The organism is Micromonospora sp. NPDC049060, assembly GCF_040649055.1.
Taxonomy (GTDB): domain Bacteria; phylum Actinomycetota; class Actinomycetes; order Mycobacteriales; family Micromonosporaceae; genus Micromonospora; species Micromonospora reichwaldensis.
In genome coordinates, this window is sequence record NZ_JBEZEV010000051.1 from 17,226 (window position 1) to 42,391 (window position 25,166).

A 25,166-nucleotide genomic window follows, 5' to 3' on the forward strand; every position below is an offset into this window, starting at 1 on the left:
CGTGCGGCCACGTAGCCGTCCGGTTACCCGCCTCGACGTACCGTCCTCGTCCGCCCCGCCGTGCCCGGCGGGGCGGACGAGTCCGTTTCCGGTGCGGGTGGCCGGCCCCGCATCGTGGCCCTGTCTTCCAGGTTGCCGTGTTGGGCGCCGCACCCACCGCATCCGTGCGGTGTCGGCGTCGTGCCCTGTGGTCGCCGGGGATGGCGATGCCACCATCAGACCATGGTGGATGTCGATGTATTTCGGCGTGGGGCGCAGGCCCGGGCAGCGGTGATGACGGCGCGGTTGCGCCGGTTGGTGACCTGCGAGTCGCCGCCGGGGCGGGGTCGGGAACTGGCCGCCTGCGCCGACCTGCTCGAGGCGTGGGGCGACGCCGCGCTGGGCCGGCGGGGGCGTCGTGTGGTCCTCGACGGACTGCCGCACCTGCTCTGGGCGGCCCCCGACCAACGCGTGCTGCTGCTGGGCCACTACGACACGGTCTGGCCGGCGGGCACCATCCGGGACTGGCCGTTCACGATCACCGGAAGCACCGCGACGGGGCCCGGGGTCTGCGACATGAAGGCCGGGATCGTGCAGATGCTCACCGCGCTGGAACTGCTGCCGGACACCTCGCGGGTGGGGCTGCTGCTCACCTGTGACGAGGAGAGCGGGTCGGCCACCTCCCGGCCGCTGATCGAGGAGCAGGCCCGGCGCTCGGGGGCGGTGCTGGTCGGGGAGCCGAGCACCGAGGGCGGCGACCTGAAGGTCGCGCGCAAGGGCGGCTCCGTCTACCGGATCACGGTGCGGGGCCGGGCGGCGCACGCCGGCGTCGAACCGCACCGGGGCGTCAACGCCGGGGTCGAACTCGCGCACCACGTCCTCGCCGTGCAGGCCTTCGCCGCGGGGGAGACGAGCGTGACCCCGACGGCCCTCACCGCCGGCACGATGACGAACGTGGTGCCGGAGTCCGCGGTCCTCTGCGTCGACGTGCGCGCCTGGACCCGCGAGGAACTGCACCGGGTGGACCGGCTGGTCCGCGAGCTGACCCCCCGACTGCCCGACGCGCGGTTGGCCGTCAGCGGCGGGATCAACCGGTACCCGCTGCCGGCCTCCGTGTCGACGCCGCTGCTGCGGGTCGCGCAGTCGGTGGCGGTGGACCTCGGGCTGCCGGCCGTCCGCGGCGTCGCCGCCCCGGGCGCCTCCGACGCCAACTTCACCGGCGCCCTCGGCGTACCCACCCTGGACGGTCTGGGTGGGGTGGGGGGCCTGCCGCACGCGCGTGGCGAGTACGTCGACGTCGCGCGGATGCCGGAGCGCAGCGCCCTGCTGGCCGCCCTGACGGCCCGCCTCCTCGCCACGCCCGGCCCGGCCGAAGCCGCCGAGGAGCACCGGCCGCTCGGCGCGGTACCCGCCGGGCAGGGCTCGTCGACGGACGGGTGAGCCGCCCACCCGCCCGCGCGGCGTCCCGCCCACCCGCCCCGGGCGGCGGCCGGCGGTCGAAGTTCCGCACGGTTGCGAAAACGCGCCCGGCACCGTTGGGCGATGCTGGATCCGTCGATCACGCGGGAGGCGTTCATGGCTGGAATGACCGGTGACCCCGGACCCGACTCGCCGCTGGCGGCGGCGGGGGACATGGTGCACAACGCGCGTACCTTCGCCGACCGGATGGCCGCCAGGCGCTCCATCCGGCACTTCTCGCCGCAGCCGGTGCCGATGGAGGTGATCGAGGAGGCGATCCGCGCGGCGGCGACCGCGCCGAGCGGCGCGAACCTGCAACCGTGGCGGTTCGTCGTGGTCACCGACGCGGCCCGCAAGCGCCGGCTGCGGGAGGCCGCCGAGGCCGAGGAGCGCGAGTTCTACGCCCGGCGCGCGTCGGCGCAGTGGCTGGAGGCGATCGCCCCGATCGGTACGGACTGGCACAAGCCCTTCCTGGAGGTGGCGCCGGTCGTGATCGTGGTGTTCGAGGTGCACCAGGGCCCCCGGTCCCCGAAGCCCTACTACGTCAAGGAGTCCGTCGGCATCGCGGTCGGCGTGCTGATCACGGCGCTGCACCACGCCGGCCTGGCCACCCTGACGCACACGCCGAGCCCGATGCGCTTCCTCAACGAGGTGTGCGAACGGCCGCCGGAGGAGCGCCCGTACCTGGTCATGCCGGTCGGCTATCCGGCGCCGGACGCGACGGTGCCGGACCTGGTCCGCAAGCCGCTGCCGGAGGTCCTGATCCGGCGGTGACGGCCCTTCTCCGCGCCGACGCGGGCCGGCCGAATATCACCGTTGTCGTAAACAATCAATGATCCGCGTGTCATGAAGTGCCGCACGTTGGAAGATGCCGCGCTGCGCCGTGGCAACCAAGATTCTTTTCGCAACTCCTGTGACGGACCGATCGGTGATTCGCCGGCCGGCGGTGCGTCCGGGTCTTGGCGGGCTTCGGGGGCCCCGCCCCCGCCCCACCCTGGCCCGGGCTGACGCTCCCGCCGCCGGTCGTGCCCGGCTCGACCAGAAAGGGTGTACATGTCCGTGGATTCGATGGAGGTCGCTGGCCTCCGGGACGCGTGGGTCAGGCTCGGCGACACGGAGCTGACCTCGCGCCTGCTCGTCGGTATCGAGCAGTACACGTCGCCGTCGGTGATCCGCCAGGTGCTCGAGGCGACCGGTTCGCAGGTCTTCATCACCACCGTGGACCCCGACAACAACCGTTCGAGTCTCCTGCTGTCCGACCTGGCCGACGAGATCCCCATCGAGCAGTACCTGTGGATCGGCACGACCTCGTTCGCCCGGTCGGCCGACAGCGCGTGGAAGACCGTCAACATCCTGCACGACGCCTACGGCATCACCGTGTTCAAGCTGGACGTCCGCGGCCGGACCAACGAGCCGGACAACCGGGCCACCGTCGAGGTCGCCGCCCAGCTGCGCGAGCAGGGCTGGGAGGTCATGCCGTTCATCCTGCCCGACCTCGCGACCGCCAAGGAGCTGGCGGCGCTCGGCTGCTCGGCGCTGCGCGTGATGAGCGCCCCCGTGGCCTCCGGCCACGGCATCCCCGACCCCGGCCCGATCCGCCAGATCATCGACACGGTCGACATTCCGGTGGTCGTCGAGGGCGGCCTGGGCAGCGCCCGGCACGCCACCCTGGCGATGGAGCTCGGGGCGGCGGCGGTACTGGTCAACACCGCCCTGGTGAAGGCCCGGGAGCCGATGCTGATGGCGCAGGCGATGAAGCACGCCGTGGACGCCGGTCGGCTGTCGTACCTGGCCGGCGCCATGCCCGGCGACGAGATCCCCTACTGACCGAGGAGCCGACCATGGCCGTCGAGGTGTGCATCCCGACCGTGTTCCGCAACTACACCAGTGGCAGCAAGTACGTGACCGCGGACGGCTCGACCGTCGCCGAGGTGCTGGCCGACCTCGAGGCCCGGCACCCGGGGCTGGGCAGCCGCGTGATGGGGGAGGACGGGCAGCTGCGCCGCTTCGTCAACCTCTACATCAACGACGTCGACGTGCGCACCAGCGGGATGCTCGACTCCCGCCTGAGCGACGGCGACTCGCTGACCATCCTGCCCGCCGTGGCGGGGGGCTGATGGCGTCCGGACCGGTCCCCGTCTTCGCCGGTGTGCTGTTCGACCTGGACGGCGTCCTGATCGACTCGACCGAGGCCATCCTGTCGCTCTGGCGGGGCCTGGCCGCCGAGCACGATCGGGCGCTGTCCGCGTCGGCGATCCGCGACGACGTGCTCGGCTGTTCCCCGGAACACTCGGTCTCGGCGCTCTTCGGCGACCTCGACCCCGACACGCGGGAGGAGATCCTGCGCCGGGTGCGGGTCGCCGAGACCGACCTCGCGTTCGTCGAGGTGCCGGGCGCCCGGGAGATCCTGGCGACGCTCGGCGGCGCCGGTGTCCGGCTGGCGCTGGTCACCGGCGCCTCCGCGCGCCGGGCCCGGCGGGTGGTGGCGCACCTGGGCGTCGCCGCGGCCTTCGACGCCATGGTCACCTGGGGCGAGACGGCGCGCGGCAAGCCGGCACCGGACTGCTACCTGCTCGCGGCGCGCCGGCTCGGGCTGGCCCCGGCGGACTGCCTGGTCGTCGAGGACGCCCCCAGCGGCGTCCGCGCGGCCTCGTCCGCCGGGGCGGTGACCGTCGGCGTCGGCGACGCGCCGGCCCTGCGGGCCGCCGGGGCGACCTGGACCGCGCCGGACCTCGCCGCGCTGAGCGTCGCCCGGGCCGCCGGCGCGGTCGAGCTGCGCCTGGCCGGCGCCCCGATCGCGAGCCTGTCCACGGTCGCGGGGCCGGCCACGCTGTCGGGGACGCGGGCGTGAGCGCCGGCCGCCCGCTGCGGGTCTTCTTCGCCACCTCCGAGGTGGCGCCCCTGGTCAAGGTGGGTGGTCTCGGGGACGTCGCCCGGGCCCTGCCCCGGGCGTTGGCCGGCCGGGGGCACGACGTACGGCTGTTCCTGCCCGGCTACGCGGGGCTGCCGGACGGCCGCCGGGTCGGCACGGTGGCGGTCGCGGCGGGCTCGGCGCGCGCCGAGTTCACCGTCGACGACCTCGGCGACCACGACGGCGTCCGGTACCTCACCCTGCGGACGCCGCAGCATCCCGACTGGCAGCGGCCCGAGGGGTACGTGGAGAAGCACCTGTCGTCCTTCGTGCTGTTCTCCCGGGCGGTCGCCGAGCTGGCGGCCCGGTCGGCGAGCCCGCCCGACGCGGTGCACTGCAACGACTGGCACGTCGGGCACGTCCCGGCGTACCTGCGCGCCCTCGACGCGTCGCCACGGACCGTGATGACCATCCACAACCTCGCCTACCAGGGGTTGTTCCCGCACGACAAGGCCGACGAGCTGGACCTGACCCGCTACGGCACCGGCAACCTGCTGGCCCAGGGCATCCGGTACGCCGACGCGGTCACCACCGTCAGCGCCCGCTACCGGGACGAGACCCTCGCCCCCGCGCACGGGGTCGGGCTGCAAGGGCTGCTGCGGGCCCGGGGCGGGGACTACCACGGGATCCGCAACGGGGTCGACTACGACGACTTCGACCCCGCCACGGACCCGCACCTGCCGGCCCGCTTCGACGTGCACGACCTCGCGGGCAAGGCGGTGGCGAAGCGCGCGCTCCAGCAGCGCAGCGGCCTGGCGACGGATCCGGAAATACCGCTGTTCGCCTTCGTCGGCCGGTTGGTCGACCAGAAGGGCGTCGACCTGCTGCTGGAGGGCATCGACGAGATCGCCGCCCTCGGCCTGCAACTCGTCGTCGTCGGCGTCGGGGCCGAGTACGAGCGGTCGTTCCGCCGCGCCGCCCGCTACTACCCGCACGTCGCCTACCACCCGGACAGCGGGGAGGCGATCGCCCGGCTGGCGTACGCCGGCTCGGACGCCTTCCTGGCGCCCTCCCGGTTCGAGCCGTGCGGGCTGGCGCCGCTGATCGCGCTGCGCTACGGGTCGGTGCCCGTGGTGCGGCGGGTCGGCGGCATGGCGGAGACGGTCGCCGCGACGGGGCTCGGCTTCTCGTTCGACGGCTACCGCGCGCCGGACCTGGTCGACCTGATCGCGCAGGTGGTCGCGCGTTGGGCCGACCGGCAGGCGTGGGCGCGGTTGCGGGAGCGCGGCATGCGGGCCCGGTTCTCGTGGGACGAGGCCGCCGAGCGGTACGAGCAGTTGTACGTGCGCGCGCCGGCGCACGGGACAGGACGGGAGGACGACTCGGGTGCCGGTCAACCGACGTAGCGGGATCCTGCTGCATCCCAGCTCACTACCGGGCCGGTTCGGGGTGGGTGAGTTCGGGCCGGCCGCGATCGAGTGGCTGGACTTCCTCGCGGCCGCCGAGCAGAGCGTGTGGCAGATGCTGCCGCTCAACCCCGTCGGCGCGGACGGCTGCCCGTACCAGGCCAGCTCCACGCTGGCCGGCAGCCCGCTCTACGTCAGCGTCGAGCGGCTGCGCGACGAGGGCCTGCTCACCGCCGCCGACCTCGCGGACGTGCCGGCGCTGCCGCCGGACACCGTGGACTACCCGGCGGCGGGCGCTGTCAAGGCCGACCTGCTGGCCCGGGCGTACGCCGCCTTCACGCCGACTGCCGACAGCGAGGCGTTCGCCCGGGAACAGGCGTGGTGGCTGGACGACTACGCCCGCTACATGACCCTGCGGGAGCGGCACGGCGGGCCGTGGACGAGTTGGCCGGCGCCGCTGGCCCGGCGGGACCCGGACGCGCTGGCCCGGCTCGACGACACCGAGCGGGACCGCCTCGACTACTACCGGTTCGAGCAGTACCTGTTCGCCTCGCACTTCACCGCCGTCCGCGACCACGCCCGCCGGCTCGGCATCGAGCTGATCGGCGACGTGGCCATGTTCGCCGGCACGGACAGCTGCGAGACGTGGGCGGCGCCGGAGCTGTTCCAGTTGGACGCGGGGGGCCACCCGACCGCCGTGGCCGGGTTCCCGCCCGACGAGTTCAGCGCCGACGGCCAGGTCTGGGGCAACGCGCTCTACCGCTGGGAGCTGATGGCGCAGGACCAGTACGCCTGGTGGGTCGACCGGATCCGCCGGATGACCCAGCTGTACGACATGATCCGGCTCGACCACTTCCGGGGCTTCCTGCGCTACTGGGCGGTGCCGGTGGGCCGTCCGGCGAGTGCGGGGCGCTGGCGCGACGGGCCGGGCCCGTCGCTGTTCCAGGCCATCCGCAAGGAACTCGGCGAGGTGGTGATGCTGGCCGAGGACCTGGGGCCCGCCTCGGCGGAGGTGCAGCAGCTGCGCATCGACGCCGGCATCCCGGGCATGCGGCTGCTCCAGTTCGCCTTCGCCGGCGACGAGAACCAGCATCTGCCGCACCACTACCCGACCGACTGCGTGGCCTACACGGGAACCCACGACAACGACACCACACTGGGCTGGTGGGAGGAGTCGAGCGCCGACCAGCGGCTGCGGGTGGAGCGCTACCTCGGGGGCGTGCCGGACGGCATCTGCCGGTCGATGGCGCGGGCGGTCTTCGCGTCGGTGGCCGAGCTCGCCGTCCTGCCGTTGCAGGACGTGCTGGAGCTGGGCCCGGCGGCCCGGATGAACGTCCCGGGGCAGGCGGAGGGGAGCTGGCGGTGGCGGTTCCGGGCGGAGGCGCTGACCCCGGGCCTGGAGTTCCGGCTGCGCCGGCTGACCGAGACGTACGGCCGGGACCGGCGGGCGTCCACGCGACGGGCCAGGGGGTTCACCGGCTGATGGCGGGCCCGAGCTCCACGTACCGGCTCCAGTTCGGCCCCCATCTCGGCCTCTCCGACGCCGTCGCGCTGACCGACTACCTGGTCGACCTCGGTGCCGGCGCGCTCTACGCCTCCCCGCTGCTCGCCGCGGCGCCGGGCTCGACGCACGGCTACGACCTGGTCGACCCCACGCGCGCCGACCCGGACCGGGGCGGCGAGCGGGCGCGCCTCGCGCTCGCCCGCCGGCTCGCCGAGGCCGGGCTCGGCTTCGTGGTCGACGTGGTCTGCAACCACATGGGCGTCGCCGACGCGGCGGCCAACCCGTGGTGGTGGGACGTGCTGCGGCACGGGCCGGAGTCCCGCTACGCCCGGTTCTTCGACGTCGACTGGTCGGCGGGGCCGCTGTTGCTGCCCGTGCTGGGCGACGACGGCGACGGCGGCGCGGCGGCCGAGGGGGAGCTGAAGCTCGCCGACGACTCGCTGGTCTACCACGAGCACCGCTTCCCGCTGGCGCCCGGCACCGGGCACGGCACGGTGGCGCAGGTGCACGGCCGGCAGCACTACCGGCTGGTGTCCTGGCGCCGGGGGGCGGCCGACCTGACGTACCGCCGGTTCTTCAACATCGACACGCTGGCCTGCCTGCGCACGGAGGACCCGGAGGTGTTCGGGGCGCTGCACGCCGAGACGCTGCGCTGGGTACGGGAGGGGCAGGTCACCGGGCTGCGCGTCGACCACCCGGACGGCCTGGCGGACCCCTCGGGCTACCTGCGACGGCTGCGGGCCGCGGCGCCCGGAGCGTGGATCGTCGTGGAGAAGGTGCTGGGCGCCGGCGAGGAGCTGCCGGCGGGCTGGCCGGTGGACGGCACCACGGGCTACGACGCGCTGGCCGAGATCTCGGGCGTCTTCGTGGCCCCGGCGGGCCGGCAGCGGCTGACCGAGGCGGCCGGCCTGACCGGCACCGCGCTGGCCGACGTCGTGCGCGAGGCGCGCGAGCAGGTCGTCGCGACGATGCTGGTCGCCGAGGCGCGACGGGTGGAGGCGCTCGTCGCGGCGCTGCTGCCCCGCTGCCCGGCGGCCGAGCGCGCGGCCGCCGTCCGGGCCCTGCTGGTGGAGTTTCCCGTCTACCGGTCCTATCTCCCGCAGCACCGCTGGGCGCTGGACGAGGCGGTCGAGCGGGCAGCCCGGCGTCGGCCGGCGCTGCGGGGGATCCTCACCGCCGTCCGGGACGAGATGGTCGCCCGGCCGACCGGCCCGCTCGCGGTGCGGGTGCAGCAGGCGACCGGCCCGGTGATGGCCAAGGGCGTCGAGGACACCGCGATCTACCGGCACAACAGCCTGGTCGCGGTCAACGAGGTGGGCGTCGACCCGGGCCGGTTCGGGGTGTCGCCGGGTGAGCTGCACGCGGCGAACGCGGCCCGGGAGGCCGGCTGGCCCGCCACCATGACCACGCTGTCCACCCACGACACCAAGCGCTCGGAGGACGTACGGGCCCGCCTGGCGGTGCTCAGCGAGCTGCCGGAGGCGTACGCCGAGCGCTTCCGCCGCTGGTCCGCCCGGCAGCCGCTGGGCGACCCCCTGCTCGAACCGCTGGCGTGGCAGACCCTGCTCGGCGCCTGGCCGATCGGCCCCGAGCGGCTCTCCGCCTACCTGCTAAAGGTCGCCCGCGAGACGCGGGTGCGCACGAACTGGCACGATCCCGACCTCGCCTACGAGGACGGCGTCACGAGCTGGCCCGCCCGGGTGCTCGCCGACGCGGCCCTCACGGCGGAGGTCCGTGCCTTCGTCGACCGGATCGCGCCGCCCGGCTGGTCGAACTCGTTGGGCCAGAAGCTGCTCCAGCTCGCCGGTCCCGGGGTGCCCGACGTCTACCAGGGCACCGAGCTGTGGGACTACTCGCTTGTCGACCCGGACAACCGCCGTCCGGTCGACTTCGCGGCCCGCCGGCGGTTGCTGGCGGAGATCGACGCGGGGCGGACGCCGCGGGTCGACGACACGGGGGCGGCCAAGCTGCTGGTCACCTCCCGGGTGCTGCGGCTGCGCCGGGACAGTCCGGGGCTGTTCCGCGGCTACCGCCCGGTCCGTGCGGAGGGTGGCGCGGCGGAGCACCTCATCGGCTTCTCGCGCGGCGGTGACGACGGCGTCGTGGCGCTGGCCACCCGGCTGCCGGTGGGGCTCGCCGAACGGGGCGGCTGGGCCGACACCGTGGTGCCCCTGCCCGGTGACGCCGACGGCTGGGTGGACGTGTTCACCGGCGCGCCGGTCCGTACGCCGGCGCCCCGCGTCGAGGACCTGTTCGGCCGCCTGCCGGTGGCACTGCTCGTCAAGAAAAGAGGATCATGAGCGTCGACGTGGGAACCACCGGCCGGCGACGGTCGATGGCGGCCCTGCTCGGTGGGGTGGCCGCCACCAACACCTCCATGGTGGGGGCCAGCACGGCGTCCACGCTTATCGGCGCGGAGGAACTGACCGAGCTCTGGAGCGGCGTGCCGAACGCGGCCGGCGTGCTGGGCACCGCCGCCGGCACGCTCTGGCTGGCCGCGCTGATGGCGCGTCGGGGCACCCGTTCCGCGCTGTCGCTGGGCTACCTGGTCGCGATCGTGGGCGCGGCGGTGGCTGGCGCCGCCGTGGCCTCCGGGCAGGTGCTGCTGCTGATCTTCGGCATGGTGCTGCTCGGGGTGGGCAACGGCGGGGCGCAGCTGTCGCGGTACTGCGCGGCGGACCTGTACCCGCCCCGCCGGCAGGGGCTGGCCGTCGGGATCATCGTCTGGGCGGGCACCGTCGGGGCGGTCTTCGGGCCCAACCTGATGGATCCGAGCGCCGACGTCGCCGACCGGCTGGGGCTGCCGGACCTGGCCGGGCCGTTCCTCGTGGCCCTGCTGGCGGCCGGCGTCTGCGTGCTCGCCTCCGCCGCCATGCCCCGGTCGCGGACGGCGGCCCGGCAGGGCGCCAACGATCCGACCCCGGCGCAGGTGTGGCGGCACCCGGTGGTGTCCGTCGCGTTGGTGTCCATGATCGCCGGGCAGTTGGCCATGGTCGCCCTGATGACCATGACGCCGCTGCACATGAGCAGCAACCACCACGGCCTCACGGCGGTGGGCGTGGTGCTCAGCGGCCACATGATCGGCATGTTCGCGCTGGCGCCGCTCTCCGGCTACCTCTCGGACCGGTTCGGCGGTCGGGCCGCGATCCTGATGGGCATCGGCCTGCTGGTCACCTCCGTCGTGGTGGCGTCGTGGCCGGCGGCCCACGGCAGCGGCCTCACCCGCCTGGTGGTCTCGCTCTTCCTGCTCGGTTGGGGCTGGAACCTCACCTTCGTCGGCGGTAGCGCCCTGCTCACCCAGGCGCTGACCCCGGCCGCGCGCCGGGCGGTGCAGGGCCGGGTGGACGCCCTCGTGTGGGCCGCCTCGGCCGTGGCCAGCGTGGTGGCCGGGGTGGTGCTGGCGACCACCAACTACGTGGTGCTGTCGGTCGCCGCCGGGGTCGTCTCGCTGATCCCGGTGCCGATGCTGCGCCGCCGGCCGCCGGCCGAAGCGTCGGCCACCGCCCCCGAGCACGCCGACGCGGTGCGCTGACCCGGCGCGAGGCGGCACGTGCGAAGGTGCGGCCGTCGGGCGCGGCGGACGATGCTGAGTGCGGCGCGGGCCGGCGTACCGCCCGGTACCGGCCGCGCCCCTGGGGCCGCCGGTACCCGCTGGGTCACGCCGGTGCCGGCCGACCCGCCACCTCCCGCTGGACGCTAGGAGAACCTGATGACAGTCGCGTTGGAACGTGCCGGCGTCACGACGTTCCGGGGTCGCCCGGTCACGCTGCTCGGGCCGGAGGTGCGCGTGGGCGATCCCGCGCCGGCCTTCACCGCGCTGGCCAACGACTTCTCGCCGGTCGACCTGGCCTCGTCGGCCGGTACGGTGCGGATCCTGTCCGTGGTGCCGTCGCTCGACACCGGCGTCTGCGACCAGCAGACGCGGCGGTTCAACGAGGAGGCCGCCGCCCTGCCGGGGGTGAGCGTGCTGACCGTCTCCGTGGACCTGCCCTTCGCGCAGGCCAGGTGGTGCGGCAACGCCGGCATCGAGGGGGTCCGGACGGCCTCGGACCACCGCGACCTGTCCTTCGGGCTTGCCTACGGCGTGGTGATCGCGGAGTTCCGGCTGCTCGCCCGGGCGGTCTTCGTGGTCGACGCCGAGGACCGCGTCGTGCACGTCGAGTACGTGCGCGAGGTCGGCGAGCACCCGCGCTACGAGGAGGCGGTCGCCGCGGCGAGGAAGGCGTCGTCCCGCTGACCCGCCCCGGGGTCGCCACCCGCCAGCACGCGAACGCGGTGACCACGACGTCGATGCGTCGTGGTCACCGCGTGACCCTGTCCGCCACCAGGCCTGCGCCCGCTCGCGGCCATGTGCGCGTGCCCGCGCCGGGCCCTGCTCTCGCGCTTCCCGGCACGTGCGCGCGCCGGCTGCGTCCCCGTCAGGTGCGCCACCGGCGGCGTCCCCACCTCCGTCCACCGGATGCGGCCCGTCGTGCGTGCATGGCACGACGGGCCGTAGTGCGTGTGGGGGAGCGGCCTCCGCGGGCGCGGACCCGCCTCAGCCGCGGTCGCGCGCCGGGGGACGGGCCACCGGGCCGGACGGGGTGGCGACGGAGCCGGCCGGCTGCCCGCCCGCCCGCAGCACGCGCAGCATCACCGAGGGACGCATGATCGCCTGTGGCGGGTCGATCAGCCCGGCCACCCGCAGGAAGGCGTCCGTGACCCGGCTGTCCCGGGTGGCGGCGGCGTGCACCCGGGCGATGTAGGCGTTGGCCATCCGCACCTTGAACGGGCGCGGACCCTCCACCCGCGGGTGCGCCAGGTCGCCGCCGGCCGCGACCTCCCACGGCGCGTCGAGCTGCCGGGAGATGTCGGCGAAGAAGGCCCGAGGCCGGGGCGCCCCACCGCCGGCGAGGTGCCGGCGCAGGATCAGCGCCTCCAGGGCGGCGACGGTCATGCCCTGGCCGTACACCGGGTTGAACGTGCAGACCGCGTCGCCGACCACGAGCAGCCCCTCCGGCAGCCGGGACACCCGCTCGTAGCGGCGCCGGACGCTGGCCGGGAACCGGAACGAGGCCGGCTCATCGAGGAATTCGGCGTCCCGGATGGCGTCGATGATGTCGGGCACGGGCAGCGAAGCCGCGTACGCCAGGAAGCCCTCCCGGTCGGTCGGCGGCTCGTCGCCGAGGATGCCGGTGAGCGAGAGCAGCCCGGTGTCGCCGCCCAGCGTGGCGAGGAACGCGCCGCGAGGGTGGGCGGGGGTGGCCACCGGATTGATCGAGACGTCGCCGTGGAACGGGTCGTGGGAGAAGCGGAAGCGCGCGCTGGTGTAGGTGAGCCCGATCTTGATCCGCTCCTCCGGCACCGGGCCGTGGCCGAGCTCGGTCAGCCAGGTGGGCGTCCGGGAGCCGCGGCCGGTGGCGTCCACCACCAGGTCGGCGTCGATCACCTCGGCGGCGTCGGCGCCGCGGTGGTGGATCCGTACGCCGGTGATCCGGCTGCCGTCGGCGGTGGCGACCGGGGCGACGACGTCGGCGTCCTCGACGAGCCGCACCCCCGACAGGGCCAGCACCCGGCGCCGCACCAGCGCCTCGATGCCCGGCCGGTAACCCCCGACCACCAGCAGGCCGGTCTCCGCCGGCTTCAGCCGGTGGCCGTTGAAGTACCAGCGGATCCGGGTGCCGAGGTCGCCCGAGCGCAGGCCGGCCGCGGTCGCCTCGTCGGTGAAGCCGGGCAGCAGCTCCTCGATGGCCTGCTGACCCCGGGCGAGCAGGCCGTGCAGGTGCCGCCCCTGCGGTGCCCCGCGGCGCACCTCGGTCGCGTCGGCGAGCCGGTCCCGGTCCACCAGGACCACCTCCCGGTACGCCTCGGCGAGCACCTTGGCGGCGAACAGCCCGGCCATGCTCGCGCCGAGGACGACGGCCCGGCCTCTCGCGGTGTCGCTCATCGTGTGGTTCCTCTCGGTTCGCCGCCGGGCGGACCTCCCGCCCGGTACAGGGGGTGCCGGTCTGCGGTCGCTCTCACTCGGCCGCTACTGCGGGGGCGGCCGGCTCGGTGCCGCGCGGCTCCCGCTGCGCCGCCTCGCGGCCGGCCGGGAGCTGCTCGCGTACCGTGCTCGGCGCCTGGGCCCCCGGGTCCACGGGCGCCCGACCCAACCACGGCCGCAGCCCCATCGCCGGGCGCTCCAACAGGTAGAAGCTCAGCGTCGCCGTCACCACGCTGGCACCGGCCACCGCCGCGGTGACGAGCCAGAAGTTGCCGGTGCCCAGCGGCGTGCCGGTCGTTCCGAAGTAGATCCACAGGTAGAACACGTGCCAGAGGAAGACCCCGTAGGAGATCCGGCCGAGGAAGCGCAGCACGGGGTTGGACAGGGCCGCCCGCATGTAGCCGGGACGGCCCGCCGGCAGGGTCAGCGGCGCCACCAGCAGCAGGGCGATGGCCAGGTAGAGGACGTGGTCGACCATCGCCGAGCCCAGCGGCGGGTAGTTCATCTCGTTCGGGCCGCCCAGGGGGGAGCAGGCCGCCGCGTACGCCAGCGCCGCGCCGATCCACGCGGCGCCCGGGTGCCGGATGAGGAACCGGTACGCGGCCGGCGTCCGCTCGGGCGCCACCTCGGCGACGGCGGAGAGGATCGCCAGGATCATGCCGACCGCCAGGTAGCCCACGTACTCGGTCGGCCAGAGGTGCTGAATCGGGAAGGCACCCATCGAGGGCAGGTGGTGGTACGCGGCGAAGCCGGCGCCGGTCAGCACCAGGGCGCCCAGCGGCACCAGCAGCCGCCTCGCGCGGGCCCCCGGGTCGGCGGCGCGTACCGCCCAGCGGCGCAACGCCCAGGCCAGCAGCGGCAGGGTGACGTAGAACGCGACCTCGGTCGCGAGGCTCCACGTCTGCTCCATGCCCGTGGGCATCGCGTTCGGCTGGTAGACGTGCAGCACGAGCAGCGAGCGCAGCACGTGCCACAGCCCGGTGACGGCGTCGGCGTTGAGCACGAGCAGCGCCGTCACGGTCAGCACCCAGTACGCCGGCAGGATCCGCAGGGCCCGCCGCCAGAAGTACGGCTTCAGCGCCATCGGCGGCCGGTCGGTGAGGGTGGCCAGCGCGAAGGGCCGGTACAGCACCAGTCCGGAGAGGACGAAGAAGATCGGCACGCTGACGTCCATGGTGTTGAAGATCGGTCCGACGACCGGGTTGCCGGCCGCGCCGTACATGTCGGAGGCGATCAAGCCCGTGGTCAGCGCGATGTGGGTCAGCATGACCATCACGGCGGCGACCCCGCGCATGCCCTCCAGCTCGGGGAAGAAGATCCTCGGTCGGGCCCGCTCGCCGGTGGCGGATGTCGCCCCCGGCGCGTCCCCTCGCACTGATGTCATCGTCCGCTCCTCACGCGCCCGTACTGTCCGAAAAGGATCTGTTGAGCCTTGCCTCGGCAGAACCGGGCGCCCCGGCGCGTCCGTCCGCTCCACTGTCGGATCGTGCTGCTCCGCCGGACCCGGCGCACCTTCCACCGTGCGCAACCCCGCGCCCGGCGACGGGATGAGCGCACGACGGGAGATGCGGGGCCCGGAGGGGCCGGACGACGATCCCTGATGACCAGGCACCACCGATGACCGCCGCACGTGCGGCGGACCGAAGCGGCGGAGGGGACACAGGGTGGGCGAGAAACGTGCGGCAACCGGTAGCGGAGGGCGCGGCCGAAGGGCCGTCGCGGTCGGGGGCGTGGCGGCCCTGGCGGCAGTACTGGTGATCACCGGGCAGCAGACCCCCGCGGTCGCGGGCGGAGACGCGGAACCCGCGCCGGCGCCCGCCAGCCAGTCCGACCATCGGGTCACCCTGATCACCGGTGACCGGGTCACCGTCTCCCCGGACGGCGCGCGGGTCACCGTGACCGCCGCCCCGGGCCGCGCCGGCACCCGTTTCACAAGCCACCGCGCCGGCGGGCACCGCACGGTCCTCCCGGAGGACGCCCGCCCGCTGGTCTCCGCCGGGCTGCTGGACCGGCGCCTGTTCGACGTCACGGCGCTGGTCCGGGCCGGCTACGACGACGCCCGCAGCCCCGGGCTGCCGCTGATCGTGTCGCGACGCGGCGCCGATCCCGCGGCCGGTCTGACCGGGCCGGGGCTGCGCACGACCGGCCGGTTCGCCGTAGCCGGGATGAGCGCGGTGACCGTGGCCAAGACGGACGCCGCCTCGGCCTGGTCGGCGATTCGCGAGCAGCGGGCAGGCATCGAGAGGATCTGGCTGGACAGGCCGTTGACCCCGGCGCCCGTGCCGGCGCCGCCCACCGACCTGCCCCCGGCTCTGTCGGCGGGTGGCGCCGCGCCGACCGTGGCCGTGCTGAGCACCGGCGTCGACGCCGAGCGGGCCAGGCCGGCCGCCCGGGTGGCGCGTCGGCAGGTCTTCGCCGGCGCGAGCACCGGTGACCGGCACGGACACGGCACCCGCACCGCCGCCGCCGTGCCCGGTGCGACGCTGCTCGACGGCAAGGTCTGTGACGACGACGGCCGGTGCCCGGAGTCGGCGATCCTGGCCGGCCTGGAGTGGGCTGCCGGCCGGGCCGACGTCGTCGACCTCGGCGTCGGTGGCGCGGAGCAGTTCGGCACCGGCCCGCTCGGCCGGGCGATCGAACGGATCGGCGACCGCACCGGGGCCCTCGTGCTGGCCCCCGCAGCGGACGGGGCTGCCGGAGCGACCGCCACCCACGACAGGGCCGCCGGGCGTGCGACCGGGCTGCCGGCCGGCACGGTGACGGGCGCGGCACTGCTCGCCCAGCGTCACCCGGACTGGTCCGTGGACCGGCTCCGCGCCGCCCTCGCCGCCTCCGCGGTGGACGGTGCGCTCGACGCGGCGGCGCTGGCCCGGCGCAACGTGCTCCCGGCCACGGCCTCGCTCGCCTTCGGGGTCCAGCAGTGGCCACACGCCGACGACCGCCCGCAACAGCGGACGCTCACCTGGCACAACCACGGCGACCGGCCCGTCGAGCTGCGGCTCGACGTCGCGCTGACCGGCCCCGACGGCGCGCCCGCCCCCGCCGGGGCGCTGCGGCTCGACGCGACCACGGTGACCGTGCCGGCGGGCGGGTCGGCCGGCGTCACCGTCACCGCCGACACCCGCCACGACGGGCCCGACGGCCGCTACAAGGGCACCGTCACCGCCACCCCGGCGGGCGCGCCCGACCTGGCCGTGCGCTCGCGCGTCGAGGTGGAGAAGGAGGTCGAGAGCCACACGCTCACCGTCCGGCACCTCGGGCCGGACGGGCGGCCCACCGGCCGGGCCGAGACGATGGTGCTGGACCTCACCGGCGAGCTGAGGGCGTTGCTGTACGGCGAGGACGGCACCGCCACCGCCCGGCTGCCGAAGGGCAGCTACGTCCTCGTCGGCGACGTGGTCGACTTCGGCGACACCGGCTCGACCTGGCACCGCCTGGTCCAGCCGGAACTGGCCCTCGACGCCGACGCCACGGTGACCGTGGACGCCCGGCGGACCGCCCCGGTACGCACCACCGTGCCCCGCCCCGAGGCGCGGACAGCCGTGGTCGACCTCGGCTTCGACCGGCGCGCCGAGGACGGCACCGGGTTCGCCCTCGCCCTGGCCCTCAACGGCTTCGACGGCCTGCGCTCCGGGCAGATCGGCCCCGACCTGCCCGCCGAGCGGATGACCGGCTACCTGCACTCCACCTGGGCCGTGCCCGGCCCGGCGGGCGACTTCCGTGACACCCCGTACACCTACGGGCTGCTCGACACCCGCCCGGGGGGCTTCTTCACCGGCTTCCAGCGCAAGGTGGCCGATCGCGACCTGGCGACGGTGGACAGCCGGATGGTCGCCCAGGTGACCGGCCGCGCGGCGACCAAGGCCATGTTCCCCACCGTGCCCGGCGTCGTCGGCGTGCTGACTCCGCTGCTGCCGTACCGGCTGCCGGCGCGCACGACGCACCTGCTGGACGGCGGTGCCACCGTGTGGAGCGCCGCCTTCGGCGAGAACGTCCCGGGCGAGGACGGGCTACCGAAGGAGATCACGGCCTTCGGCCAGGCGAACCAGTCGTACCAGGTCGGGCAGCGGCACGCCGACCGGTGGAACGCGTCGGTGCTCGGGCCGATGTTCGACTTCGCCGGTCACGCCGGCCGGCGCGGCGACACCGTCTGGTTCGGCGTCCCCATGTACTCCGACCAGGACGGGCACCGGGCCGGCTCCCTGACCGACGCGGCGACGACCCGGATGTACCGCGACGGCCGGCTGGTGGCGTCCTCCGGCGCCGGGAACCTGGAGGGCGAGGTGCCGCCGGGGCCCGCGACGTTCCGCGTGGAGAAGCGGACCAGCCGTCCGTCGTACTCCCCCCTGTCGACGCGGGTGGACGCGACGTGGACGTTCCGGTCGGACACCGCCGACGAGATCTTCCCGCTGTGGCTCGTCCGGTACAAGCCGACGGTCGACGACCACAACGTCGCCCGCTGGGCGCCGGTGACCCTGCTGCCGGTGTCCGTGATGTCCCAGCCGGAGGCCCGCGTGGGTCGCGTCCGGCAGCTCACCGTGCGGATCTCCGTCGACGGGGGCCGCACCTGGCGCAAGGCCCCGGTGGTGCCGGCGCGTGACGGCGGCTACCGCGCGGTGGTGCACACGCCCAAGGGGACCCGGACGGTGTCGCTGCGCGCCACCCTGGTCGACTCGCACGGCAACCGGCTGGACCAGACCATCGTCGACGCGTACCGGTTCAGTAGGTGATCCGGTACGACACGGGCAGGCCGGCCGCCGCTCCCGCGCCCCGGTGCGGGAGCCGGCCGGCCGGACAGGAGGAGGAACATGGCAACGATATCGAGATGGCTGTCGCTGACGCTGGCCGTCGTCCTCGCGGTCGGCGCGGTCGGCTCGGCCCCGGTCGCCGCCGCGGCGGCGGCTGCGGAACCGCCGAGCTGCATCAGCGCGCCGAGCACCCCGGAGAAGAGCCCCAGCGGCGTGATGGTCCGGAGCGTCGCGACCAACGACTGCGTGGTCCTGGCGGTCTTCTGGCTGATGCGCTACGAATCCACCGACACCGGCTGGCGGACGGTGCTGGACCGCTACATGGAACCCGGGTCGGTGACCCGGCTCGAACTTCCGTGCCACGGCAGCGGCACCCGGAGCTACCGGTCCGTCGTCTGGGACCCGAACATGATGGCCTACGTGACCTCTCCCGAGGTCCGCATCACCTGCTGACCCGCCCACGCGGCCCGCACGTCCGGACGCCCGCGGCGTACCGGTGACACGAGGAGGAGGAACGACATGTCCGCAGGCAATGCCGCTGTCGTGAGCGACGAGACGGCCGTACGGGACGTCGCGCGGCGCATCGTGACGGCCTGGGCGGCCAACGACGCCGACGCGTTCGCGGCGATCTTCGTCGAGGACGGCACGCTCATCGGTGACGCCTACATGAAGGGCCGGGAGGAGATCCGCTCCTACATGGCCGCCGGGTTCGCCGGGCCGTACGGGGGGACCCACGTCCTCGTCGAGCCGCTCGACGTCCGCTTCCTGACCGACGACATCGCGCTGCTGGTGACCCAGGGCAGCGTGCTCCTGGAGGGGGAGACCGAGTTCGTCGCCGAGCGCGCCTTCCTCGCCACCTCCACGGTGGTCCGGGTGGACGGGGGGTGGAGCATCGCCGCCTACCAGAACTCCAAGGGCACGGCCAACCGCTGACGACGCGTACGCGGCGGCGGGTCGCCTGACGTCCGACCGCACCCCGCACCGCCCCCGGGCGGTGCGGGGTGCGTCGGGTGCGTCCGGGTGACCGCCGCCCGGGCTGAGCCCCGCCCGCTCAGGCGGGGCGGGGGAGGCCGGCCACCAGCGAGCGGTAGGCCTCGGCGGGGGTCAGCACGGTGCCCCGGTCGAACTCCTCCGTGAACGCGGTCGGGCCGAGCGCGTCGCGCGCGGCCTGAGTGATCCGGTCGACGTCGCCCCGTTCCCCGGCCGGCAGCGGCGCGCCCACCGAGGCCCGCGCCATGGCCGCCGCGCCGAGCAGCCGGGCGGCGTCGCCGTGCCGGCCGTCGAGCGTCGCCGTGCCGGCGAGCCCCTCCAGCGCGAGCGCCTGCGCCCGGGGATCGCCGATGGCGGTGGCGACCTCGAACGCCTCGGCGTGCAACTCGTGCGCGTCGCGGGCGGCGCCGCGCTGCTCCGCGACGAAGCCCAGCTCGGCCAGGAGCAGCGCCCGCACCACGTCGGCGTCCAGGCCCGGCTGGCGGGTCCACGCCAGGACGCCGCGCAGCAGCTCCTCGGCGGCGTCCAGCCGGCCCTCGCGGCGGGCCCCGAGCCCGAGGCCGATTTGCGCGTACAGCTCCCCGGGCTTGAAGTTCTGTTCGGCGGCCAGCCGCAGCGCCCGCTCGTGGAACTCCCGGGCCCGGTCGTAGTCGCCGCTGAGCAGCGCGATGCGGCCCAGGCCGGAGAGCCGGTCGGAGGCCTCCAGCCACAGCCCGAGTTCCTCGGCCATCCGCAGGCCCTCCCGGTGCAGCCTGGCCGCCTCCGGGTAGTCGCCGGTCGCCTCCGCCCGCGTGGTCAGCGCGAAGGACGCCTGGAGCTGGCCCCACCGGTCGCCCAACTCGCGGAAGAGCGCCACGCTGCGCGCGCTGTCCCGGCTGGCCGCCTCCAGGTCGCCCCGGGACTGCGCGTGCCCGGCCCGCAGGCTCAGCGCCGTCGCCACCCCCCACCGGTCGCCGAGCTTCTCGAACTGCGCCAGCGCGTCGTCGACCAGCTCCTGGCTGGTCGTGACGTCCCCCGTGTTGAGCAGCGCGAGGCCGAGGAAGCAGGTGGCCCGGGCCCGCCCCGCCGGGTCCTCGTCCGGCGGCCAGCCCGCCAACGCCGGGGCCACCAGCGGGGCGTGGTCGCCACCGGCCTCCAGCAGGGCGAGCCCGGCCCGCCAACAGGTGGCCGCCGCCCGTACGGAGGCCGGCACCGAACCGGGCACGGCGAGCGCCGCCTCGATCGACCGGCGCGCCTCGCGCAGCCGGCCGCGCAGGTACCGGTACCAGGCCAGCGCGGTCGCCAGCTCCAGCGCGCCGGCCGCGTCGTCGTCGGCCAGCGCGCCGTCGAGCGCGCGGCGCAGGTTGGCCGTCTCCTGGTCCAGCCGCGCCAGCCAGCGCCGCTGCGCCGACCCACGCAGTTCGTCGTCGGCCCGCCGCGCCAGCTCGAGGTAGTGGCGCCGGTGCCGGCGGCGCACCACCGCCACCTCGTCGGCCTCGCGCAGCCGCGCCAGGCAGTACTCGGCGACCGACTCGAGCAGCCGGTAGCGCGGCTCACCGGCGCCCTCGGTCATCACCACCAGCGAGCGGTCGACCAGCCGGACGAGCAGCCCGAGCACCTCGTCGGCGGGCAGGTCCGGGTCGGCGCAGACCGCCTCCGCGGCCTCCAGGGTGCAGCCGTCGGCGTGCGCGGCGATCCGCCGCAGCACCACCCGCTCCGGGTCGGAGAGCAGCTCCCAGCTCCAGTCGATCATCGCGCGCAGGGTCTGCTGGCGCGGCGGGGCGCCCCGGTGGCCGCCGGAGAGCAGCCGGAACCGATCGTCCAGCCGGGTGACCAGCCCGTGCACGCCCAGCGCGCGTACCCGGGTGGCGGCCAGCTCCAGCGCGAGCGGCACCGCGTCGAGGCGGCGGCACAGCTCGGCGACGTCGCGGGCGTTGGCCGCGTCGAGGGCGAATCCGGGGGCGGCGGCGGTTGCCCGGGCGACGAAGAGCTGCACCGCGCTGGAACGGGCGAGCACCTCGGGCTCGGTGACCTCCGGGTCGGGCAGCTCCAACGGGGGGACCGGCCAGACCCGCTCACCCGCCACGCCGAGCGGGTCCTGGCTGGTGGCGAGCAGGCGTACGCCCGGGGCGTGGGGCAGCATCCGCTGGGCCAGCTCGGCGACCGGCTCCACGACGTGCTCGCAGTTGTCCAGGACCAGCAGCAGGGACCGGCCGCGCAGCACGTCGACGAGGCGGTCGGCGGGGGTGGCCGGGGCGCCCGTCGGCCCACGGTCGGCCCCGGTGGCCTCGCGGATGCCGAGCACCGCCAACAGCGACCCGGCCAGCGCGGCGGGGTCGTCCGGGCGCAGCGAGGCCAGCTCGACCAGCCACACCCCGTCCGGGTACGCCTCGACGAGCTGGTGCGCCGCCTCGACCGCCAGCCGGGTCTTGCCCACTCCGCCCGGCCCGACGAGGGTGAGCAGCCGTTCGACGCGCAGCAGTTCGTGGACGTGCCGCACGGCCTCCGCGCGCCCGACCAGCGGGGTCAGCGGGGCGGGCATGTTGGTCCTCGGCATCACCCGTCCCGCACCCGCCGGGCGCGGCGGGGCCAGCGGATCGTCCGCGCCGCTCGGCTCGGCGCCGCTCGGATCCCCCGGGCCGCTCCTGCCGCTCCCGCCGCTTCTGCCGCTCCCGCCGCTCGGGCCGCCCTGGTCGCTCCCGCCGCTCGGGCCGCCCTGGTCGCTTGCACCGCTCGGGCCGCCCTGGTCGCTTGCACCGCTCGGGCCGCTCCGGTCGCCCGAGCCGAGCTGGTCGGCGAGCAGCGCCGGGTCGTGCGCCAGGATCGCCCGGTGCAGCGCCACCAGCTCCGGGCCCGGGTCCAGGCCCAGCTCCTCGGCGAGCTGCCGGCGGAAGCGGGCGTAGCTCTCCAGCGCCTCGCCCTGTCGTCCGGCCCGGTAGAGGGCACGCAGCTGGAGGGCGCGGGCCCGTTCCCGAAACGGGTGCCGCGCCACCAGGTCGGCGAGCTCCCCGACCAGCAGTTGGTGCTCGCCCAGAAGCAGTCGGGCCTCGGCCCGCTCCTCGACGGCCACCAGGCGCTGCTCCTCGAGCCGGGCGGCCAGCGGGCGGGTGAACGGCTCGTCGGCGAAGTCGGCCAGCACCGGGCCACGCCACAGGGCCAGTGCCTCGTCCAGCAGCGCGACCCGGGCGGGTGGGGCGGCCGTGCCGGTGGCCCGCTCGACCAGCGCGCCGAACCGGTCGGCGTCGGTCTGCCCGGGTGCGGTGCGCAGCAGATATCCGGGCGGTCGGGACACCACCGCGTCCCTGCCGCCGGCCTCCGCGTCGTTCAACGCCCGCCGCAGCTGCCAGACCTTGGTCTGTAGTGCCCCGCTGGGATTGGCCGGCCGGCGTTCGCCCCACAGGTCCTCGACCAGCCGGTCGACGGGGACGGGGCGGCCCTGGTGCGCCAGCAGGTCGGCGAGCAGGACACGAACCTTCAGATCGGGCACGGTGACCGGTGCGCCGTCCGTCGTCCAGACCGCCAACGGACCGAGGAGCCCGAAACGCATGGCGTCACCGTAGCGCAGCGCACCGACGACGGGCGGTCACGGCACGGCGCGGCGGCGCGGCGACCGGGAGCGCACCGGGAGAAGACCGGGAGTGGACCGGGAGCCGTGGGCGGCAGAGTGGGACCGGCGACGGATCCGGCCCGGCGAGGCGAGGGAGGCACACCGGGTGTCGCGACGCGACGGCATGCGCGCCCCGGTCGGCCGGTCACGGTCGACCGCCGTGAGGCGGCCGGAAGGGCTGGCGACGCGGGCGCGGGAGCGTGCCCAGGGCGCCGGTCGGCGTCCGTGCCGACGGCCCGCGTCACCTCGGTACGCCGGAACGCCCGCGCCCGTCGCCACCGCTTCCGGACAGGGGAGCGTCCGTGACCACGAATGGAGAGACAGCATGAACCTGCCGACGATCGTGTCGCAGTCGGAATGGGACACCGCCCGGGAGCGGCTGCTCGCCAAGGAGAAGGAGGCGACCCGGGCCCGGGACGCGCTGGCCGCGGAGCGCCGCAGGCAGCCCATGACACGGATCCACAAGGAATACGTCTTCGAGGGCCCGGGCGGCAAGGCCAACCTGGCCGACATCTTCGACGGCCGGCGTCAGCTGATCGTCTACCACTTCATGCTCAGGCCGGGCGAGTCGCACTACTGCGAGGGGTGCTCGATGTTCGTCGACAACCTCGGCCACCCCGCCCACCTGAACGCCCGGGACACCACCCTGGCGCTCATCTCGCGGGCGCCGCTGGCGGAGATCACCCCGCTCAAGGAGCGGATGGGCTGGACGCTGCCCTGGTACTCGTCCCACGGCACCGACTTCAACACCGACCTCGGGCTCACCACGAAGGCGGGGGAGGCGTTCGGGCTGAGCGTCTTCCTGCGCGACGGCGACGAGGTGTACCGCACCTACTTCACCTCGGAGCGGGGCGTCGAGGCGCTCGGCAGCAACTGGTCGCTGCTCGACCTCACCCCGCTCGGCCGCCAGGAGACCTGGGAGGACACCCCGGACGGACGCCCGCAGGAGGAGCCGTACGGCTGGTGGCGGCTGCACGACGAGTACGACAACTAGGCGCCGCACCGACACGGAGGAAGGACCACGATGGATGTGAACGCGAGCGAGGCGGAACCGAGAGCGGGCCGGCGCGAGTGGATCGGCCTGGCCGTGCTCACGCTGCCCACCCTGCTGCTGTCGCTGGATCTCAACGTTCTCTACCTGGCGCTACCGCAGCTGAGCGCCGACCTGGCGCCGGACGCCGCCCAGCTGCTCTGGATCATGGACATCTACGGCTTCATGATCGCCGGATTCCTGGTGACCATGGGGACCCTCGGTGACCGGATCGGCCGCCGCCGGCTGCTCATGATCGGCGCGGCGGCCTTCGGCGTGGCGTCGGTGATCGCCGCCTACTCGAGCAGCGCCGAGATGTTGATCGCCACCCGGGCGCTGCTGGGCGTGGCCGGGGCGACCCTGATGCCCTCCACGCTGTCGCTGATCAGCAACATGTTCCGCAACCCGCAGCAGCGCACCATGGCCATCGGCCTCTGGATGAGCTGCTTCATGATCGGCGCGATCATCGGACCGCTGGTCGGCGGCGTGCTGCTCGAGTCGTTCTGGTGGGGCGGGGTCTTCCTGCTGGGCGTACCTGTGATGGTCGTGCTGCTGGTGGCCGCGCCGCTGCTGCTGCCCGAGTACCGCAACCCGGAGGCCGGGCGGCTCGACCTGTTCAGCGTGGTGCTGTCGCTGGCCACCATCCTGCCCTTCGTCTACGGTCTCAAGGAGCTGGCGAAGGACGGCTTCGGCGTCCGGCCGGTCCTGGCGATGGTCGCCGGTGTGGTGATGGGCGTGATCTTCGTGGCGCGGCAGCGCCGCCTCACCAGCCCGCTGCTCGAGGTGCGGCTGTTCGCCAACCGGACCTTCAGCGCGGCCCTGGGCATCATGCTGCTCGGTGGGTCGACCATCGGCGGCATCGCGCTGCTCTTCGCCCAGTACGCCCAGCTGGTCGAGGGCCTCTCCCCGCTGCGGGCCGGGCTCTGGATGCTGCCGTACGCGGTGTCCATGCTGGTCGGTTCGATGCTCGCGCCGATGATCGCGCAGAAGTTCGCCCCGGGCTACGTGGTCGCCGGCGGCATGGCGATCGCCGCGGTCGGCTTCGCGCTGCTGAGCCAGGTGGGCACCGCCGGTGGGCTCGGCCTCGCGGTGACCGGTCTGGTGATCGTCTATCTCGGCTTCGGTCCCGGTGCCGTGCTGGGCACGGACCTGATCATCGGGGCGGCGCCGCCCGAACGGGCCGGCTCGGCGTCGTCGATGTCGGAGACGAGCACCGAGCTGGGGGTGGCGCTCGGCGTCGCCGTACTGGGCAGCGTCGGCACCGCCGTCTACCGCAGCGAGATCGCCCCGGCCCTCTCCGCCGACCTGCCCGCGCAGGTCAGGGAGACGGCCGGCGATTCGCTGGCCGGCGCGAGCGCGGTGACCGGGCAGCTCTCGGAGCAGACCGGCAGCGCCCTGCTGGAGGCCGCCAGGGCGGCGTTCACCAGCGGGTTCAACATGGCCGGGTTGGTCAGCGCGGTGATCGCGGTGAGCCTGGCCGTGGCCTCGGCGCTGCTGCTGCGCCGAGTGCGCCCGGCGGCCGAGGAACCGGTCGTCGATGCCCCGGCGGTCCCGGCCGGTGGCACCGACGAGACGCCCGCGTCGGCCCGGCGCTGACGGGTCGGGGCCGGCGTCGCGGGCCGCCCGGCCTGCTCGCGCCGCCCGCCGCC

The 25,166-nt window shown here is 75.0% G+C and carries 18 protein-coding genes; 15 read left to right on the forward strand and 3 right to left on the reverse strand.

Annotated features, from left to right (window positions below; genetic code table 11):
• Positions 1-222: 222 nt before the first annotated feature.
• The 10 genes from AB0B83_RS18830 to tpx all read left to right on the forward strand — a co-directional run bounded on the left by AB0B83_RS18830 (position 223) and on the right by tpx (position 11,435).
• Complete coding sequence (locus tag AB0B83_RS18830; protein WP_357579272.1) at positions 223-1,419, forward strand: M20/M25/M40 family metallo-hydrolase; 1,197 nt, start codon at positions 223-225, stop codon at positions 1,417-1,419.
• Positions 1,420-1,611: 192 nt separating this feature from the next.
• Complete coding sequence (locus AB0B83_RS18835) at positions 1,612-2,211, forward strand: nitroreductase family protein (protein WP_311413408.1); 600 nt, start codon at positions 1,612-1,614, stop codon at positions 2,209-2,211.
• 279 nt (positions 2,212-2,490) lie between these two features.
• Positions 2,491-3,264, forward strand: a complete 774-nt coding sequence (locus AB0B83_RS18840) for a thiamine biosynthesis protein ThiG (RefSeq protein ID WP_357579273.1) — start codon at positions 2,491-2,493, stop codon at positions 3,262-3,264.
• Positions 3,265-3,278: 14 nt separating this feature from the next.
• Positions 3,279-3,554, forward strand: a complete 276-nt coding sequence (locus AB0B83_RS18845; RefSeq protein ID WP_357579274.1) for a MoaD/ThiS family protein — start codon at positions 3,279-3,281, stop codon at positions 3,552-3,554.
• A complete protein-coding gene (locus AB0B83_RS18850) occupies positions 3,554-4,288 on the forward strand; it encodes an HAD family phosphatase (RefSeq protein WP_357579275.1) in 735 nt (244 codons plus the stop codon). Before AB0B83_RS18845 ends, AB0B83_RS18850 begins: the two co-directional genes overlap by 1 nt.
• Positions 4,285-5,694 carry a glycogen synthase gene (locus AB0B83_RS18855; RefSeq protein WP_357579276.1) on the forward strand — a complete coding sequence of 470 codons (1,410 nt, stop codon included), beginning with the start codon at positions 4,285-4,287 and terminating at the stop codon, positions 5,692-5,694. Before AB0B83_RS18850 ends, AB0B83_RS18855 begins: the two co-directional genes overlap by 4 nt.
• Positions 5,675-7,177: a 4-alpha-glucanotransferase gene (gene malQ / locus AB0B83_RS18860; protein WP_357579277.1), complete on the forward strand. Its 1,503-nt coding sequence runs from the start codon at positions 5,675-5,677 to the stop codon at positions 7,175-7,177. Before AB0B83_RS18855 ends, malQ begins: the two co-directional genes overlap by 20 nt.
• Positions 7,177-9,498 carry a malto-oligosyltrehalose synthase gene (treY, locus tag AB0B83_RS18865; protein WP_357579278.1) on the forward strand — a complete coding sequence of 774 codons (2,322 nt, stop codon included), beginning with the start codon at positions 7,177-7,179 and terminating at the stop codon, positions 9,496-9,498. Before malQ ends, treY begins: the two co-directional genes overlap by 1 nt.
• Positions 9,495-10,730: an MFS transporter gene (locus AB0B83_RS18870; protein WP_357579279.1), complete on the forward strand. Its 1,236-nt coding sequence runs from the start codon at positions 9,495-9,497 to the stop codon at positions 10,728-10,730. Before treY ends, AB0B83_RS18870 begins: the two co-directional genes overlap by 4 nt.
• A 177-nt stretch (positions 10,731-10,907) precedes the next feature.
• On the forward strand, positions 10,908-11,435 hold the full coding sequence (gene tpx / locus AB0B83_RS18875) for a thiol peroxidase (RefSeq protein WP_357579280.1): 528 nt from the start codon (positions 10,908-10,910) through the stop codon (positions 11,433-11,435).
• A 300-nt stretch (positions 11,436-11,735) separates the two neighbouring features.
• Here tpx and AB0B83_RS18880 read toward each other — a convergent pair whose 3' ends face one another.
• Positions 11,736-13,124, reverse strand: coding sequence for an FAD-dependent oxidoreductase (locus AB0B83_RS18880; protein WP_357579281.1), 1,389 nt, complete (start codon positions 13,122-13,124; stop codon positions 11,736-11,738).
• A gap of 73 nt (positions 13,125-13,197) precedes the next feature.
• Positions 13,198-14,547: an acyltransferase gene (locus AB0B83_RS18885; protein ID WP_357579282.1), complete on the reverse strand. Its 1,350-nt coding sequence runs from the start codon at positions 14,545-14,547 to the stop codon at positions 13,198-13,200.
• A 346-nt stretch (positions 14,548-14,893) separates the two neighbouring features.
• Here AB0B83_RS18885 and AB0B83_RS18890 point away from each other — a divergent pair, with 346 nt between their 5' ends.
• The 3 genes from AB0B83_RS18890 (at position 14,894) to AB0B83_RS18900 (ending at position 18,844) form a co-directional block, all read left to right on the forward strand.
• Positions 14,894-17,893 (forward strand): hypothetical protein, encoded by a 3,000-nt coding sequence (locus AB0B83_RS18890; RefSeq protein WP_357579283.1) that lies wholly within the window; start codon positions 14,894-14,896, stop codon positions 17,891-17,893.
• Between the two features lie 78 nt (positions 17,894-17,971).
• Complete coding sequence (locus tag AB0B83_RS18895; RefSeq protein WP_357579284.1) at positions 17,972-18,364, forward strand: hypothetical protein; 393 nt, start codon at positions 17,972-17,974, stop codon at positions 18,362-18,364.
• Between the two features lie 66 nt (positions 18,365-18,430).
• Positions 18,431-18,844, forward strand: coding sequence for an SgcJ/EcaC family oxidoreductase (locus tag AB0B83_RS18900; protein WP_132238240.1), 414 nt, complete (start codon positions 18,431-18,433; stop codon positions 18,842-18,844).
• Between the two features lie 118 nt (positions 18,845-18,962).
• On the opposite strand, the gene AB0B83_RS18905 is transcribed toward AB0B83_RS18900, so the two are convergent.
• Positions 18,963-22,427: a BTAD domain-containing putative transcriptional regulator gene (locus tag AB0B83_RS18905; protein ID WP_357579285.1), complete on the reverse strand. Its 3,465-nt coding sequence runs from the start codon at positions 22,425-22,427 to the stop codon at positions 18,963-18,965.
• Between the two features lie 385 nt (positions 22,428-22,812).
• Here AB0B83_RS18905 and AB0B83_RS18910 point away from each other — a divergent pair, with 385 nt between their 5' ends.
• Complete coding sequence (locus AB0B83_RS18910) at positions 22,813-23,481, forward strand: DUF899 domain-containing protein (protein WP_132238236.1); 669 nt, start codon at positions 22,813-22,815, stop codon at positions 23,479-23,481.
• 30 nt (positions 23,482-23,511) lie between these two features.
• Positions 23,512-25,113, forward strand: a complete 1,602-nt coding sequence (locus AB0B83_RS18915; protein ID WP_357579286.1) for an MFS transporter — start codon at positions 23,512-23,514, stop codon at positions 25,111-25,113.
• The last annotated feature ends 53 nt before the right edge of the window (positions 25,114-25,166 follow it).